Genomic DNA, 15,855 nt, shown 5'->3' with positions numbered 1-15,855 from the left:
AGAAATAAGCATAACGGAGCATCTGGGCAAATACCTAAACGGGCGGCGGCGGGGACCCGCCGCCCCATCGGCGGCCGCCCCGGATCCGGCCGGCCCTCCGGCTGGCCCTCCGGCGGCGCGGGCGCGGCTGGCCGGGCCCTCAATAAGGCTATTAGCAGGCCATCCCAGTAGTATCGAAGGGAACGTCCACGCGTGGATACAGTCCTGGGCACTTTCGCGCGGGGCGTTTGGACACCGGCGGGTTCACAAGCACAGCACCGGACAAGACATCGGACAGCGAGCGGTTAGGAGGTGGCACATGGGCATTCTCGACAATGTTGAACGCGGCTTGGAAAAGCTGGTCCGGGGCGCCTTCAGCACCGGATCCCGCTCCCGGGTCCAGCCCGTGGAGATCGCCAGCTCCCTGCGGCGGGAACTGGACCACAAGTCGCTGGTCCTGGCCGAGGGACGCACCCTCGCCCCCAACGTCTTCACTGCCCGGCTCTCGGATCCGGACTTTGAACAGGCCCAGCAGTGGGGCTCCGCCCTCGCCGAGGAGTTGTGCGACGTCGTCATCCGGCACGTCAACAGCCAGCAATACACCCTCCAGGGCCCGGTGCGCGTCTCCTTTGCCAACGATCCGGCGCTGAAGCCCGGCGTCTTCGAGGTCGATTCGAGCATCGAAAAGCAACCGGGCACCCGGTCACCCTCCGCGCCGGCCGCCCCTGCGCGCCAGCCGGTGCAGTACCAGCCCATCCTCGAACTGGAGGGCCAGCGCTATTCACTGAACGCCGGCTCGATCATCCTGGGCAGGTCCTCCGAGGCCGACATCCTCGTCGAGGACACCGGCGTCTCCCGGCGCCACCTTGAGATCCGCACCGACGGCGCGCGGGCCGTCGCCGTCGAACTCGGCTCCACCAATGGAAGCTTCGTCAACGGCCAGCGGGTCCAAAGCCAGACCGAGCTCACCGACGGGTCGGTGATCACCATGGGACGCACGCGGATGACTTTCCGCCTGATCCCCGTCCAGAACGGTGGACATCGCATATGAGCGAACTGACCGTGACGCTGCTGCGCTACGGATTCCTGCTTCTGGTGTGGATCCTGGTGATCAGTACCGTGAGCGCCCTGCGCCGCGACCTGGTGGTGGGCCAGCGCCACAAGACCGGCACGCCCTCGCCGAGGCAGGCCCGCAAGCACCCCGAGCTCGTGGAGGAGCCCGCGCCGTCCCGGCCCCAGGCCCGCCGGCTTGTGGTGACCGAAGGGCCCCTGGCGGGCACCACGCTCGACCTCGCCTCGAGCCCGATCCTGCTGGGCCGGGCCCAGGAGGCCACGCTCGTGCTGGAGGACGACTACGCCTCGGGCCGGCACGCGAGGCTTTTCCCGCAGGGAAGCCGCTGGTTCATCGAGGACCTTGGCTCGACCAATGGAACCTACCTTGCGGGCACGCAGTTGACCCGCGCCCTCCCCGTCGACCCCGGCGTGCCCATCCGGATCGGTAAGACGGTTATCGAATTGAGGCCATAACCATGGCCTACTTCCTGCGGTTCGCCGCGCGCTCCGACGTGGGCATGGTGCGGGCCAAGAATGACGATTCGGCCTACGTGGGCCGCTACCTCGCCGTGGTGGCCGATGGTATGGGCGGCCATGCCGGCGGAAACATCGCCTCGGCCTCCACGGTCCTCGACCTGGTCCACCTCGACCGCAGCCACCACCGGGGGGACGCCGGAACCGAACTGGCAGACGAGATCCAGACGGCCAATTCCCTGCTCTCGGAACTGGTGAGCACCAACCCGCAGCTCGCGGGCATGGGCACCACGGTCACCGCCCTGCTGCTCAACGGCGACCACCTCGAACTGGCGCATATCGGCGACTCCCGGGCATACCGCCTCAAGGACGGCATCTTCGAGCAGATCACCACCGACCACACCTTCGTGCAGCGCCTGATCGATGAAGGCCGGCTCCGGCCCGAGGAAGCCGATGTGCACCCCCATAAGAATGTGCTGATGCGGGTGCTGGGCGATGTCGATGCCAGCCCTGAACTTGACCTGCAGACCCTGGAGGTCGGGCCGGACGAGCGGTGGCTGCTCTGCTCCGATGGGCTCACCGCCGTCCTGAGCGACCGCATGGTGGAGCAGATCGTCCGGGAAACCCCCGATCTCGACGAGTGCGTCAACGCCCTGGTGGAACTCACCCTGGCCGGCGGCTCTCCGGATAACGTCACCGTCGCCGTCGTCGAGGTCACGGAGAGCAGCGGCGACGAACCGGAACCGGCACTGCGCCCTGTTCTCCCGTCCGCCCGTGAGGCGGCCGGTGAACGCGAGCTTGCGGCGGAGCCGGCCGCACCCGCCGCTCCCGCCACCGAGGGGGCCCCCGAGCCCGCGGTGCGTGCGGACCTGATCCGCCAGGACCTGCTCAGCCGGCCGCATGTCCTGGTGGGCGCCGCTGCGCTTGCCACGGAGACCGGCCAGATTCCGATCGTGACCCAGCGCTCGACCGAGCGGCGGGCCGCCCTCATGCTCACCCACAAGGCGCAGGCGCCCGAAAGCACCCCCGATGAGGCACCGCCGCGCCGGGTCCGACGCTGGCTCGGCCCGGCCTTCGTCGCGCTGGGGGTGCTGATCCTGCTCGCCGTGCTCGGGTTCGGTTACACCTGGACGCAGACGCGGTTCTATGTGGCGGCCGACGGAGACCGGGTGGCCGTCTACAACGGCGTCCCCCAGACCCTGGGCCCCATCCAGCTCAGCCACGTCTACGAGCGCACCACAATCCCCGTCTCGAACCTTCCCGAATTCCGGCGCTCCCAGCTGGAGAGCGGCCTGCCCGCAAGCGACCTTCGGGAAGCCGAACGCATCATCGATGACCTGCGCGGCGAACTCCGTGCCGTGGGCTGCGCGCCAGCCCCCCAGGGCAGTGCGAGCCCGGAACCGGAGCCGACGGCCAGGCCCTCGGCCTCCCCGGCACCGTCGCCGACGGCGTCCCCATCGGCGGGCGCGACGGCGTCCCCCGGCTCCCAGCCGGCACCGACGGGTACCGCGTCCCCGGGAGCAGGCGCCGTCGACGCCCAGTGTGGAGGCAACCTCGAATGAGTGATGTTCTGACAGTTCCCCGGTCGCGGCGCAATGTCGAGGCGGCCCTGCTGCTGCTTGCCTTCACGGTTGCCGTCGGCGCGAACTTCGTGGCCGGCCTCGAGCGCGAGGAGCCCTTCAACGACTACTTCTGGAAGCAGGCGTCCACCCTGGTGGGCATGGGCATCCTCGTCCATCTCATCCTCCGCGTCCGCGCCAAATATGCCGATCCAGTGATACTCCCGATCGTCGTCGCGCTCAACGGAATCGGCCTGGCCATGATCCACCGGCTGGACCTGCCCCGGGAGGCCAATCCGGACTTCACCCCGGTGGCACCGCAGCAGCTGACCTGGACCGCGGTGGCCATCATCGCGGCGTCGGTCCTGCTGATCTTCCTCCGCGACCACCGCCTCCTCCGCCGGTTCACCTACATCTCGCTGATCGTCAGCGCGATCCTGCTGCTGTTGCCGCTGACACCACTCGGCCTGGAGATCAACGGCGCCCGCATCTGGATCTCCGTGGGCTTCGGCACCTTCCAGCCGGGCGAGGTCGCCAAGATCACCCTTGCCATCTTCTTCGCGGGCTACCTCTCCACGAACCGGGACCTGATCCTGCTGGCCGGCAAGAAGATCGGCCCCCTCCAGCTTCCGCGGTTCAAGGACCTCGCCCCGATGATCGCCGCCTGGCTGGTCAGCATCGGCGTGCTGATCCTGCAGCGCGACCTCGGCTCCTCCATCCTCTTCTTCGGCCTGTTTATGGCCATGATCTACGTGGCGACCAGCCGGGTCAGCTGGGTGCTGATCGGGCTCGCGATGATCGGGGCCGGCGCCTTCATCGCCCTTGAACTGTTCAGCCACGTAGCCCTTCGCTTCGACAGTTGGATCAACGCCTTCGATCCCGAGGTCTACAACCGGGCGCCGGGTGGAAGCCAGCAGGTGGTCCAGGGGCTCTTCGGGCTCGCCAACGGCGGGCTGGCCGGGACCGGCTTCGGCCAGGGGCGCCCCGACCTCGTCACCTATGCCAACAGCGACATGATCATTGCGGCGCTCGGCGAGGAACTCGGCATGATCGGCGTCTTCGCCATCATCCTGCTGTACGTCCTGCTCGTCTCCCGCGGGTTCCGCGCGGCGCTCGGCACCAAAGACGGGTTCGGGAAGCTGCTGGCCTGCGGCCTGTCCTTCACCATCGCCCTCCAGTGCTTCGTGGTCATCGGCGGCATCACCCGGCTCATCCCGCTGACCGGGCTCACCACCCCGTTCATGTCCGCGGGAGGCTCGTCCCTGCTGGCGAACTGGATCATCGTTGCCCTGCTGCTGCTGATCTCGGAGACCGCACGCCGGCCGGTGCCGACGGCCGCCCCGCGGGACTCCGCAACGCTTCCCGTGGCAACAGGCAGGGGGGCGCTTCCGCGGCGCCCCAAGGAGGGATCACGTTGAACCAGGCAATCCGCAGCGCATGGGTGGTGGCGATCGGGATGTTTGCCCTCATCCTCGGCTCGCTGACCTACGTCCAGTTCTTCGAGGCCGAGGAACTCAACACCAATGACTGGAACAACCGGCAGCTCTACCAGGACTTCGGCCGGCCCCGCGGGGCGATCCTCGTGGACGGCAAAGCCGTGGCCGAGTCGGTGCCCTCCAACGACCAGTTCAACTATCAGCGGGTGTACAAAGAGCCGAACCTCTACGCCCACCTGACGGGGTTCTATTCGCTGGTCAACGGATCAACGCAGCTCGAGAGCGCCGCGGCCGACCTGCTTTCGGGCACCAGCGACGAGCTGTTCTACGACCGGATCGTCGGGCTTCTCTCGGGTGCAAGCAGCCAGGGTGCCTCGGTCGAGCTCACCATCGACCCGCAGATCCAGCAGCTCGCCTGGGACCTGATCCCGGAAGGCCAGCGCGGCTCCATCGTGGTCACAGAACCCAAGACCGGAAACATCCTCGCCATGGTGTCCAAGCCCTCCTACGATCCGAACCTGCTCGCCGTGCACGACACCGGGATAGCCACGGCGAACGTGGAGCAGCTCTCCGCGGTGCCGGGCCTGTCGATCTACCGCAACCCGGCCACCGAGTCCCTCCTTGCACCGGGCTCGGTCTTCAAGCTGGTCGATGCCGCCGCGGCGCTGGAGTCCGGCAAGTACGACGCCGAGTCCCAGATTCCGAATCCGCCGGTGCTCCCCCTGCCGGGCACCACCGTCGGCCTGCCGAACTATGTCAATGGAACCTGCGCCACCCGTCCCACCGCGGACCTCGAATTCGCCCTGGAGCAGTCCTGCAACACACCGTTCGCCCAGATCGCCTGGGACCTCGGCGAGGATGCCATCCAGGAGCAGGCCCGGCGGTTCGGCTTCGGGGAGAAGCACAAGATCCCCGTGGCCGTCGAGGCCAGCCAGTTCCCCAGCGACCTCAACGAGCCTGAGCTCGCCCAGTCGGCCATCGGCCAGTTCGACGTCAAGGTCACCCCGCTCCAGATCGCCATGGTCGCCTCGGCCATCGCCAACGACGGCGTCCTGATGAAGCCAAACCTGATCAAGGCGGTCCGGGCCGCGGACCTTGAATTGATCAACTCCCCCTCCCCGGAGGTCCTGCAGGAGTCGGTCAGTGCCGGAACGGCCGACCAGTTGGAGGAGTGGATGGTGAATGTCGTAGACAACGGGACCGGGCGCGGCGCCCAGGTTCCGGGCGTCGAGGTGGCCGGCAAGACCGGCACCGCCGAAGTCGAGGGCCGCGGCGACAACGCCTGGTTCACGGGCTTCGCCCCGGCCGACGACCCCAGGGTGGCTGTCACGGTCGTCATGGAGGACGTCGACCTGAGCACGGGGTCACAGCTCACAAGTCCAAGTGCCAAGAGAATCATTGAGGCGGTGTTGAACCAGTGAGGCCTACGTCGGGTATCACCCTGGGCGGCCGATTCCAGCTGACCGAGCGCATTGCCATCGGTGGAATGGGCGAAGTATGGAAGGCCCGCGACAAGGTACTGGGCCGGGTCGTCGCCATAAAGATCCTCAAGGAGGAATATTCGGGTGATCCGGCTTTCCTGAACCGTTTCCGTGCCGAGGCGCGCCACACGGCCCTGCTGAACCACGAGGGGATTGCCAACGTCTTCGATTACGGGGAGGAGGGCGGCTCCGCCTACCTCGTCATGGAGCTTGTGCCCGGCCAGCCGCTCTCGGCCGTCATCGAACGCGAGGGTGTGCTCTCCCCGGACCGGACCCTGTCGATCGTGGGCCAGACCGCCACCGCCCTCGCCGTTGCCCACCGGCAGGGACTCGTGCACCGCGACGTCAAGCCGGGCAACATCCTTGTCCTGCCCGACGGGCGCGTGAAAATCACGGACTTCGGAATCGCCAGGCTCGCGGACCAGGTGCCGCTGACCGCTACGGGCCAGGTGATGGGAACCGCCCAGTACCTGGCGCCCGAGCAGGCCACCGGCCAGCAGGCGACCGGCTCCAGCGACATATATGCCTTGGGTGTTATTGGTTATGAGCTGCTCGCCGGCCGGCGTCCGTTCTCCGGCGAATCGCAGATCGCCATCGCGCTGGCCCAGGTCAACGACGCCCCGCCGCCGCTGCCCGAACACATTCCGCACCCGGTGCGGGCGCTCATCGCCTCGATGCTCGCAAAGGATCCGGCGGACCGGCCCGCCGACGCCGAGGCGCTCTCCCGGGCGGTGGACGCCATCCGGGCCGGCTCGATCCGCGCCGCCGAGGCCGCCGTCCCGGGCATGCTCCTGTTCGGAGGAGACGCCGAGGCGACCGCCGCCGTGCCCCGGCAGGACACCGCCGCGACCCGCGCCGTACCCGCCCCGTCCACCTCGGCCCTGCCGACGGTCGCCGCGGCGGCCGCGGTTCCGGCGGCCGCCGGGGCCGGGGCCCTTGCCGCCTCCCGGGACTGGACCGAGGAGAAGACGGAGCCCGACGTTCCGGAGGAACGGGAGGAGCGCCGGCGCAACCCATGGCTGCTCCCGGTGATTGTCCTTGTGCTCATAGCCCTCCTGGCGCTGGCCTCGGTCCTTATCTGGCCTCTCCTGGCCGGTGAGCGGGGTGACCCCGCCCCTGCGACCACGACGAGCTCGTCCCCCCGGTCGACGTCGCCGAGCCCCCGGCCCACGCAGACGACGCCCTCACCGACGCCGGAACCGACGACGGCCGAGCCTGCGCCGATCGTCATCGACCCGAATGCCTACCTCCTCCGGAATGTCGATGAAGTCACCAAGGAGCTGACCGATCTGGGCCTGGCGGTGGACCGCGTCGGCGAAAACTCGGAGAGCCCTGCGGGCACGGTGATCGGCCTCAACCCGGTCGGCACTGTGGCACCGCGTTCGACCATCCAGGTGACCTTCTCCGAAGGCCCACGCCAGGTGGAGGTTCCCGGCGGCCTGATCGGCGAGCCGGAGGCAACCGTGAGCCAGCGCCTCGTCGAGGCGGGCCTGACTCCGGTGAACGCCGGATCCGAGGAATCGGACGAGGACCCGGGGACGGTGCTGCGGGTCGATCCTGCCGAAGGCACAGACCTCACCGAGGGTGCCCAGGTGCGGTACATCGTCTCGTCGGGGCCCCGGGAGACGCCGCCCGCCGAGGAGACGACCGACCCGCCCTCACCGAATCCCGGCGCGTCCAGTTCGGGATCGTGAGCACCAGTGGAAGGAGTTCCCATGACGGCTGAGCGCGTCCTCAACGGCCGTTACGAGGTCCTGAACCTGATCGGCCGAGGCGGTATGGCCGACGTCCATCTCGGCCGGGACATCCGGCTGGGGCGGTCGGTCGCGATCAAGGTCCTGCGCCGGGATCTCGCCCGCGACCCCCTGTTCCAGTCGCGGTTCCGCAGGGAAGCGCAGGCGGTGGCGGGGCTGAACAACCCCAATATCGTTGCGGTCTACGATACGGGCGAGGAGGAGATTCCCGACCGGCCAGACCACGAGGTGCGCGTGCCGTTCATCGTGATGGAGTACGTCGAGGGGCGGACCCTGCGGGACCTGGTGAAGTCCGGGGAGCTGACCGAACAGGATTCCCTGCGGTACATGGCCGGAGTGCTTTCGGCGCTGGACTACAGCCACCGGGCGGGGATCGTCCACCGGGACATCAAGCCGGCCAATGTCATGGTGACGCGCGAGGGACGCGTGAAGGTGATGGATTTCGGCATCGCCCGGGCGATCGCCGACTCGGCCGCGACCATGACGCAGACCCAGGCCGTCGTCGGAACCGCCCAGTACCTTTCGCCCGAGCAGGCCCGGGGCGAGACCGTCGATGCCCGCAGCGATCTGTACTCCGCCGGGTGCCTGCTGTACGAACTGCTCACGGGAAGGCCTCCCTTCGTGGGCGACAGCCCGGTCTCGGTGGCCTACCAGCACGTGCGGGAGGACCCCAAGCCGGCCAGCACCTTCAATCCGCAGATCGGCCGCGCCCTGGATTGCGTCCTGGCCAAGGCGTTGGCGAAGGACCGCGACGATCGGTTCCAGGACGCGTTGTCCTTCGCGGCGGCCCTCGAGGATGCCCGCCGCGGCATCGTTCCCAGCGAGACCGGTTCGCTTCCCACCCAGGCCCTGTCGGCCGTCGAGCCGGCCACGCGCATGGTGCACACCGCCGCTGCGGGGTCTTCGATGCCCGACGAGGACGCATCGCCGTCCACCCGCACGATGGAACGGGTACCTTCCGCGGGGGCGTCGCCCCTTGCCTCGCTGACGCCCCAGGAGGAGGATCTGCTCCCGTCCCGGCGGGAGGACAAGGACGACGGCGCGGAGGCTCACCGGAACTCGAGCCGGCGGGCCTGGCTCGTTGTTTCGGTCCTGGCCGCTGTGCTCCTTGTCCTCGCGGCAGGTTTCTCATTCATCTACTCGACGGGCATGTCCGAGCCCGAGCCTCCGCCGCGGATCGAAGTTCCCGACGTGGCCGGTGACACCGAAGCGGACGGCGTCGCCACCCTGTATGGGGCCGACCTTGTCCCGATCGTCGAGGAACGTTTCCACGCCACCGTGGAACCCGGACGGATCATCGACTCCGATCCTGCGGCCGGTGCCCGGCTGGATGCCAACTCGCGGGTCACCATCTCGGTCTCCAAGGGCCCGGCGAACATTTCGGTGCCGGAAAACCTCTCCGGACTGACCGAATCCTCCGCCCGCGACGCACTCGTGGCCGTGGGCCTCAAGGGCGGGGAGATCACCGAAGTTCCAAGTGCCGACTTCCCGCAGGGGCGGGTGATCTCCTCGGACCCACGGCCGGGCCAGTCGATCCCTGCCGGCAGCGCGGTGAACCTTGTGCTGTCCAATGGACGGGTCACGGTTCCGGAACTCACGGGCCTGAGCCAGGCGGAGGCGGCGGCGGCGCTGGCCGGTCCCACGGTGAAGCTGCCGTTCCGGGTGGAGCTCGTCGACAGTGCGGACACCGAGCCCGGACGCGTCCTTGAACAGAGCGCACCGGCGGCTTCGGAGGTGGATCAGGGCACCGAGATCGTCCTGACCGTCTCGCGCACGCCCGAGCCGCCGCAGGATCCCACCCCGGAACCGGACGACTCGGAATCCACCGAATCCGATCCTCCAGGCGGGGGTAAACCCACGGACAAGCCGGGCAAGCCCGAGGATTCCTGATCCAGCGACCTCCTGACACGGAGGCCGGGCCGGCCGCCGGCGGACCGGTGGCAGGTCAGCGGGAGATCAGCGGGCTCAGGACCGCGGCTTTGGCCGCGGCGCCCTCGAGCCCCAGGGATTCAAGCCAGTTGCCGAGCATCTGGTAGCCGCCCTCGGTCAGGACGGACTCCGGATGGAACTGCACCCCGCACAGCGGGGCGGTCCGGTGCTCCAGGCCCATAATGATCCCGCTGGCGGTGCGCGCCGTCACCTCAAGTTCCGCTGGGAGGTCGTCGCTGACAGCGGCCAGCGAGTGGTAACGGGTGGCACTCACCGGGGACGGGAGGCCCTTGAAGACACTCCGGGAAGTGTGCTCGACCAGCGAGGTCTTGCCGTGCATCAGCTCCGGCGCGTGGGTCACCGTGCCCCCGTAGGCCTCGGCGAGGGCCTGGTGTCCAAGGCAGACTCCGAGCATCGGCTTGGCGTGGGTTCCACACCACCGGATGAGGTCCACGATGACGCCGGCGTCGGCGGGCGTACCGGGGCCGGGGGACACCAGGACGCCGTCACGGCTCTCGGCGAGGGCTGCGGCCTCGGCGAGGGTGACGTCGTCGTTCCGCACGACGGTGGTCTCCGCTCCGAGTTCCTGCAGGTAGCCCACGAGGGTATAGACAAAGCTGTCGTAGTTGTCGACGACGAGGATCCGGATTGAATCAGCCATTCCACAAATGCCAATCGTTGCTGGGTGGTTCCTTTCATTGTCTCACCGCGCCGGGCAGGCCGCAGAACCGGCCAGTCTGGGACGGGAGGGGTCACCCGTGCGGCGTCCCCGCGCCGCCCGCCTGTTTGTTGGTTAGAATCGACAGCAGGAACCGTGCCCGCGCCGGAGCTTGTCGAGTCGGGCGCGGAAACACCGGGCGGCGAAGCCGCGCCATCACGGCCGGCCGTTCCCGTCCGGCCCGTCAAGGAGGATAAGTGCCCGAGTCAAAGCCCCGCAGGAAAACCGCACCGGCCCGGACGGCTGTGACAGCCGAGCCCAAGCCCAACCCGGTCTGGTACAAGCCGGTCATGTTTGGGCTCATGATTCTCGGCCTGCTGTGGATCATCGTGTACTACATCTCTGAAGGAACCCTTCCGGTGCGCTCGTGGGAGGGACTGAACATCGTGGCTGGCTTCGGGATCGCGATCGTCGGGTTCCTCATGACCACCCGCTGGCGCTGACGAGACCCGCTCCCGGAGGCGCGCGTCCAACTCCCTGAGCGACGATCCCCGGACGGGGGCGCTGATCGTCACTAGCGCCCCGCACCGTACCGGCCATGCAACGGCACCGCCTTCGCCCCCCGGGGGTACGGCTTGTCCTTGCATTCCGCATGCCTCCGGGTCCTCCATGGCGCCGCGCCTAAATGCTCTGCGCCCGGGGCCGGAACACCGGGTGTCCTCCCGATGGGAAAGCCGGGGCACCGGCTCTGAACACCGACCGTTCCCTTCGAGCTGAAGGCCGGCGGCCGGGGCCGGAACACCGGGACTTTCCCTCGATTTGAAGGCCGGGCGCGGCACCACCTACAGCGCACCTGCGCCGGTCCGGATGCCCATCCCTCCTCCGGCCAACGCACCCAAATACGCCGCCCGAGCCCACCGCTCCACAGGAGCCCACCAGGCTCGCCGAACCCACCACGCGCCGCCTGCGGCGCGCGACAGTCGCTGGAGGCCTCCAGACGCTCTGGCCCCTCTCCATGCGCCCCTCATCGCCGTCGTGGCGCTGCGCTCCTCCCGCCGAAGGTGTCGGGGGCCTGCCCTCGGGATTAGGTCCGTCCCGTCCGTCGTCCGGCCTTCCCTGGCGCGGCACACGGTTAGGGGGACACGTCCCGGGGGCGCGCCGCCGACCGGAAGGCTCCGGCCCCTTCCTCCCTGGGTTGCAGCCTTCCTGTGGATAGAGGATGGAAGGTGGGGATAACCTCGGTAGGCCGCTAGAGTGACACCTGTCACATTTGCCTCAATATTCCCTGTACACACGTTGTGCACTAAGTTATCCACAGGTGTGGAGAAGATTGGGGGAAAATTTGCTCCGATCCGCGAAGTCCCGCTCCAGTGTTATCCACATCTGTGGAATTACATGTGTGTAAGTTTTCCCCTGTGTGGAAAAACCCTGTGGATAAAAGAGAGGGATCCGGCGGCCGCAGGGGCCGCCGGATCCCTTCCGGCTCGCTCCAGGGGCTGCGTCCGCTGCCGCCTAGATGGAGATCAGCATCGAGCCGAGGAGGGTCAGTGCGCCGAGGACCGCAGTCACCACTCCTACTCCACTCCACTGGAGGGCGGAGCGCATCCTCCCCCGGGGCACGTACGCCAGCACGGCAGCCACCGCGGCACCGGTCAGGAGGCCACCCAGGTGGGCCTGCCAGGCGATGCCGGGCACAACGAAACCGAGCACCCCGTTGACGGCGATGAGGATGAGGATCTGGCGGACGTCGCCACCCCGCCTCTGCTGGATGACGAAGAGGGCCCCGAAGAGGCCGAAAACGGCGCCGGAGGCTCCGACGACCGGCTGGAACGGATTGCTCAGCAGCAGGACTCCGACGGAGCCGCCAAGAGCGGAGAGCAGGTACAACGCCAGGAAGCGGGCGCGTCCGAGGGCCGGTTCAAGTGACTGACCCAGGATCCACAGCGCGTACATATTGAAGGCGATGTGCAACAGGAAGTTGGGTGAGTGCAGGAAGGCGGCAGTGAACATCCGCCAGGGCTCGGCGTCAATCGTCCCTGCGTAGCCTGAGGTGTACAGCGGGGCGTACTGCAGGGCCGCCGTAAGGCCCGGAACCACCATCTGGAGCAGGAACAACAGGGCACAGATGCCGATGAGGGCGAAGGTGACCACCGGCCGTCCGGAGGTGGCCGCACCGCCGAATGCGGTCCTGGTCTTGGGGATGCTGCGGGCATGTTCGGCCACGCAGTCGACGCACTGGATGCCCACCGCGGCCTGGCGCTGGCACTGGGGGCAGGCCGGTCTGCCGCACCGCTGGCACCGGACATAGCTGATGCGGTCGAGGTGCCGCGGGCAGGCCGGCGCTTCCTGCGACGGCCTGTCCGCGGAGACTCCGTAGGACACGGGAGTCTAGAGCTGCTCTACGGTGATGCTGCTGATGACGACATCCTCAAGGGGCTTGTCGCGCATGTCGGTGCCGATCGCGTTCAGCGTGTCAACGACCTTCCGCGAGGCCTCGTCGGTGACGTCGCCGAAGATGGTGTGCTTGCCCTGGAGCCAGGTGGTGGGCACCGAGGTGATGAAGAACTGCGACCCGTTCGTTCCGCGTCCACCCTGGACCCCGGCGTTGGCCATCGCGAGCTTGTAGGGCTCGTTGAAGTTCAGTTCGGGGTGGATCTCGTCGTCGAACTTGTATCCGGGGCCGCCGATGCCCTGGCCCAGCGGGTCTCCACCCTGGATCATGAAGTCCTTGATGATGCGGTGGAAGATCGTTCCGTCGTACAGCGGCTTGGTCGACTCCTCACCCGTCTGCGGGTGCGTCCAGGTGATCTCGCCGGTGGCGAGGCCGACGAAATTCTTCACCGTCTTCGGCGCGTGGTTGCCGAAGAGGTTGACAACGATGTCGCCGTGGTTGGTGTGGATGGTGGCCTTTGCGGTTGGAATAGCAGTCATACCGCCCATTCTTTCACGGGGGCTCCGCCAATATTCTGGTGGAAGCCCATTCAGCGCACAGTGAAAACCCCGTGAACCGGAGGGATGAATAGCAAGGCCTGCAGATAGCACGTAGGCTGACCATGACGAGTCACGATCTCCTGGAGGTACTTGTGAAGAAGAACCAAAACACCGCGCCCGGATTCGAAGAAGGCGTCCTGGCGGGCATCGCGGCCGCCCGTGGCTGGGCCATTCCCTACGTTGGCGCCGCCCGTGGCTGGGCCACCCCCTATGTTGGCGCCGCCTACGGCTGGACGAAGCCCCGTTGGGACAAGGGAGTGCAGACGGCGTCTCCGATGATTCAGGAGAGCATGCGGAAGGCAGCGACCGGTGTCTCCAGTGGGTTCGCCACGGTGACCCCCATGATCCAGGAACGGCTGGACCGCGTTGGACCCCGGATCACCGAGGTCATCGACACCACCACGCCCCGCGTTCAGGAAACTCTCAGCAAGGCCGGTCCCGCCCTCACCTCGGCCCGGGGCAAGGTCGTTGACGGCTACATCCCCGCCCTTTCCTACAAGCTCGGCGAGGCGGCGGATTCGGCGTCGCGCTCGGTAGCGGAGGCGACGATCCCGCCGTCGGTCACCTCGGCCGTGACCCGCATGACCGGCAACAAGAAAGCCGCTCGCAACGCCCAGAAGGCGCTCGTTGCAGCGGGGATGCAGGCCTCGAAGGAACTGAAGAAGGCTCAGCAGAGCCAGTCCAAGAAGGGCAAGGGATGGCTGATCTTCGGCATTATCGCCGCGGCGGTCACCGCCGGTGTCGCCGCCTGGCGGGCCTCCAAGCCCGTGGAGGACCCGTGGCGGACGCCGGCCCCGGTGACACCGACCCCGTCGACCCCGACCACGCCGGTCACGCCCGCGACGGCAACGACGACGACGGAAACGACGACCACCGACGCGGCTGCGACCTCGGGCCCGGACCTGTCGGCCGCCTCGGAGCAGGCAGAGGCCGTGAACAAGAAGGTCAAGGACGCCCCGGTCGATCTCTCCGACACGGCCAAGCACGCCGCCAAGCCGGGCGACGCAAAGAGCTAGTACCGATCCGGTTCCGCAGGAGCGGGAAGGACGCCCGAACAGGGCAGTCCTTCCCGCTCCTTCCGTTTAACCACCGGTGCGCCGTTCCCGCGGGCCACCGCGAACGGCCCGCCTTACTCGCCGCCGAGGACCGGCGGGGCCTCCACCGGACGGGACGCGGGACGGCCGCCCGGGCGGAGTCGGGCCTGTCCGCGGACCACGACGGCAAGGCCGACGAGGATCAGGAGCAGCCCGGCGTAGGTTCCCCCGGGGAGCTGTTCGCCCAGGAAGACGGCGGCAAGAAGCGCGGCACCGGGAATTTCGAGGAGGATGATCATCGAGATCACCAGCGGGCTCATCACGGCCAGCAGGTGGTTGAAGACGGTGTGGCCCATGATCTGGGCGACGAGGGTGACCCCGAGGATGCCCAGCCAGGCCGCCGGTGGGAATCCGGTCAGCGGCTGGCGGAACAGCAGGCACATTCCGAGCAGGAGAACGGCGCACCCGCCGTAGCAGAGGGTGGTGTAGGTCCCGGTGGACATGGTGCGCCGGGCCGTCGCCCCGGCCATCTGGTAGATCCCGGCGAGGGCTCCTCCGGCCAGGGCAAGGAGATCACCGAAGATCGCCTCGCCGGAGAGCTGCAGGTCGAATCCGGTGATGACGACGACGCCCGCGAACGCGACGGAGAGCCCGGCGACCACGGTGCCCGGGGGCCGGGACCCGCGCACGGCGTTGAACAGGGCGATCCAGGCGACCTGGAGGCAGACGAGGGCGGTTGCGGCGGCAACCGAGGTCAGCTTGAGGGACGTAATGAAGCAGGCGAAGTGCAGTGCGAGGGCGGTCGCCGCGGTGAGGAGGCTGCGGAGGTCGGACCGGCCCAGGGCCCGGAACTCGGCACGTTTCGAGACCGCCGCGGGTCCTCCCATGATCACGGCGCCGATCAGGTTGCGCCAAAAGGCGATGGCCAGCGCCGGCGCCGCCGTCGCGGCCATGATGGGCCCGGACGCCGAGACACCCAGGACGCCGAGCACCGAAAGGAAAATGATCACCCTGCAACCCTATGGCAGCCCCGGCCCCCTCGACTTCGGACCGGGAGCCGACAGACCGGTTGGGGTAAAGAAAAACCCCGGTCCGAGGACCGGGGTCTTCCTATTCGGTGGAGGCACGGGGACTCGAACCCCGAACCCCCTGCTTGCAAAGCAGGTGCGCTACCAATTGCGCCATGCCCCCGAATTGAACCCCGCCCGTTTCGTTGAAACGGACGCGGTCCGCGTTAGCCGACCTCGTCGGTCGCTTTACTCCAGACTGCCTTTTCCTTCTCGGAATCCTGCCACCGCTTGTAGACGAAGACTCCTGCTGCAGCAGCTGCCGCGATCAGCAACTTCTTCACATTCGCCTCCTAGCAGTTCCCTGCGGGTGGTGGATCCGTGGGCGTACCAGGACTTGAACCTGGGACCTCTTCGTTATCAGCGAAGCGCTCTAACCGCCTGAGCTATACGCCCCGATACCTCATCGGGCCGAGATACGACTTTACAGCAGGAACTCG

14 protein-coding genes and 2 tRNA genes are annotated in these 15,855 nt (G+C 67.9%); 9 read left to right on the top strand and 7 right to left on the bottom strand.

Going from position 1 to position 15,855, the window contains the following annotated elements:
- The first annotated feature begins 298 nt into the window (after positions 1-298).
- The 7 genes from ACX80W_RS07280 to pknB are packed head-to-tail and all read left to right on the top strand — an operon-like array spanning position 299 to position 9,626.
- Positions 299-1,030, top strand: a complete 732-nt coding sequence (locus ACX80W_RS07280) for an FHA domain-containing protein (RefSeq protein ID WP_459281813.1) — start codon at positions 299-301, stop codon at positions 1,028-1,030.
- Positions 1,027-1,506 carry an FHA domain-containing protein FhaB/FipA gene (locus ACX80W_RS07275; RefSeq protein WP_459281811.1) on the top strand — a complete coding sequence of 160 codons (480 nt, stop codon included), beginning with the start codon at positions 1,027-1,029 and terminating at the stop codon, positions 1,504-1,506. Before ACX80W_RS07280 ends, ACX80W_RS07275 begins: the two co-directional genes overlap by 4 nt.
- Before the next feature lie 2 nt (positions 1,507-1,508).
- Complete coding sequence (locus ACX80W_RS07270; RefSeq protein WP_459281809.1) at positions 1,509-3,068, top strand: PP2C family protein-serine/threonine phosphatase; 1,560 nt, start codon at positions 1,509-1,511, stop codon at positions 3,066-3,068.
- Entirely contained in the window at positions 3,065-4,483 is a 1,419-nt protein-coding gene (locus ACX80W_RS07265; protein ID WP_459281807.1) for an FtsW/RodA/SpoVE family cell cycle protein, read from the top strand. The genes ACX80W_RS07270 and ACX80W_RS07265 overlap by 4 nt, the downstream gene beginning before the upstream one ends.
- Positions 4,480-5,922: a peptidoglycan D,D-transpeptidase FtsI family protein gene (locus ACX80W_RS07260; protein WP_459281805.1), complete on the top strand. Its 1,443-nt coding sequence runs from the start codon at positions 4,480-4,482 to the stop codon at positions 5,920-5,922. Before ACX80W_RS07265 ends, ACX80W_RS07260 begins: the two co-directional genes overlap by 4 nt.
- Complete coding sequence (locus ACX80W_RS07255; RefSeq protein WP_459281803.1) at positions 5,919-7,676, top strand: protein kinase domain-containing protein; 1,758 nt, start codon at positions 5,919-5,921, stop codon at positions 7,674-7,676. Before ACX80W_RS07260 ends, ACX80W_RS07255 begins: the two co-directional genes overlap by 4 nt.
- 21 nt (positions 7,677-7,697) lie before the next feature.
- A complete protein-coding gene (pknB, locus tag ACX80W_RS07250) occupies positions 7,698-9,626 on the top strand; it encodes a Stk1 family PASTA domain-containing Ser/Thr kinase (protein WP_459281801.1) in 1,929 nt (642 codons plus the stop codon).
- 55 nt (positions 9,627-9,681) lie between these two features.
- Here the strand turns inward: pknB and ACX80W_RS07245 are convergent, their stop codons facing one another.
- A complete protein-coding gene (locus tag ACX80W_RS07245) occupies positions 9,682-10,326 on the bottom strand; it encodes an aminodeoxychorismate/anthranilate synthase component II (protein WP_459281799.1) in 645 nt (214 codons plus the stop codon).
- Positions 10,327-10,580: 254 nt separating this feature from the next.
- Between ACX80W_RS07245 and ACX80W_RS07240 the strand changes: the two genes are divergently transcribed.
- Entirely contained in the window at positions 10,581-10,826 is a 246-nt protein-coding gene (locus ACX80W_RS07240) for a cell division protein CrgA (RefSeq protein ID WP_459281798.1), read from the top strand.
- A gap of 1,009 nt (positions 10,827-11,835) precedes the next feature.
- On the opposite strand, the gene ACX80W_RS07235 is transcribed toward ACX80W_RS07240, so the two are convergent.
- Both ACX80W_RS07235 and ACX80W_RS07230 read right to left on the bottom strand, forming a co-directional pair.
- Positions 11,836-12,705: a rhomboid family intramembrane serine protease gene (locus ACX80W_RS07235; RefSeq protein WP_459281796.1), complete on the bottom strand. Its 870-nt coding sequence runs from the start codon at positions 12,703-12,705 to the stop codon at positions 11,836-11,838.
- A gap of 6 nt (positions 12,706-12,711) precedes the next feature.
- The gene (locus tag ACX80W_RS07230) at positions 12,712-13,254 is read right to left on the bottom strand and encodes a peptidylprolyl isomerase (RefSeq protein WP_459281794.1); all 543 of its coding nucleotides are present in this window, start codon (positions 13,252-13,254) and stop codon (positions 12,712-12,714) included.
- Positions 13,255-13,376: 122 nt separating this feature from the next.
- Between ACX80W_RS07230 and ACX80W_RS07225 the strand changes: the two genes are divergently transcribed.
- Positions 13,377-14,330: a hypothetical protein gene (locus ACX80W_RS07225; RefSeq protein WP_459281792.1), complete on the top strand. Its 954-nt coding sequence runs from the start codon at positions 13,377-13,379 to the stop codon at positions 14,328-14,330.
- A gap of 113 nt (positions 14,331-14,443) precedes the next feature.
- On the opposite strand, the gene ACX80W_RS07220 is transcribed toward ACX80W_RS07225, so the two are convergent.
- From ACX80W_RS07220 to ACX80W_RS07205, 4 genes are all read right to left on the bottom strand, one after another.
- Entirely contained in the window at positions 14,444-15,358 is a 915-nt protein-coding gene (locus tag ACX80W_RS07220) for a DMT family transporter (protein WP_459281790.1), read from the bottom strand.
- Between the two features lie 108 nt (positions 15,359-15,466).
- Positions 15,467-15,539 (bottom strand) — tRNA-Ala (locus ACX80W_RS07215).
- Between the two features lie 43 nt (positions 15,540-15,582).
- Complete coding sequence (locus tag ACX80W_RS07210; protein WP_459281789.1) at positions 15,583-15,699, bottom strand: DLW-39 family protein; 117 nt, start codon at positions 15,697-15,699, stop codon at positions 15,583-15,585.
- Positions 15,700-15,737: 38 nt separating this feature from the next.
- A tRNA-Ile gene (locus tag ACX80W_RS07205) sits at positions 15,738-15,811 on the bottom strand.
- Between the last annotated feature and the right edge of the window lie 44 nt (positions 15,812-15,855).

The sequence above is a fragment of the Arthrobacter melezitosi genome (genome assembly GCF_054511055.1).
The sequence above is the reverse complement of the archived record's forward strand: the minus strand, read 5'-3'. Positions and strand labels throughout refer to the sequence as shown.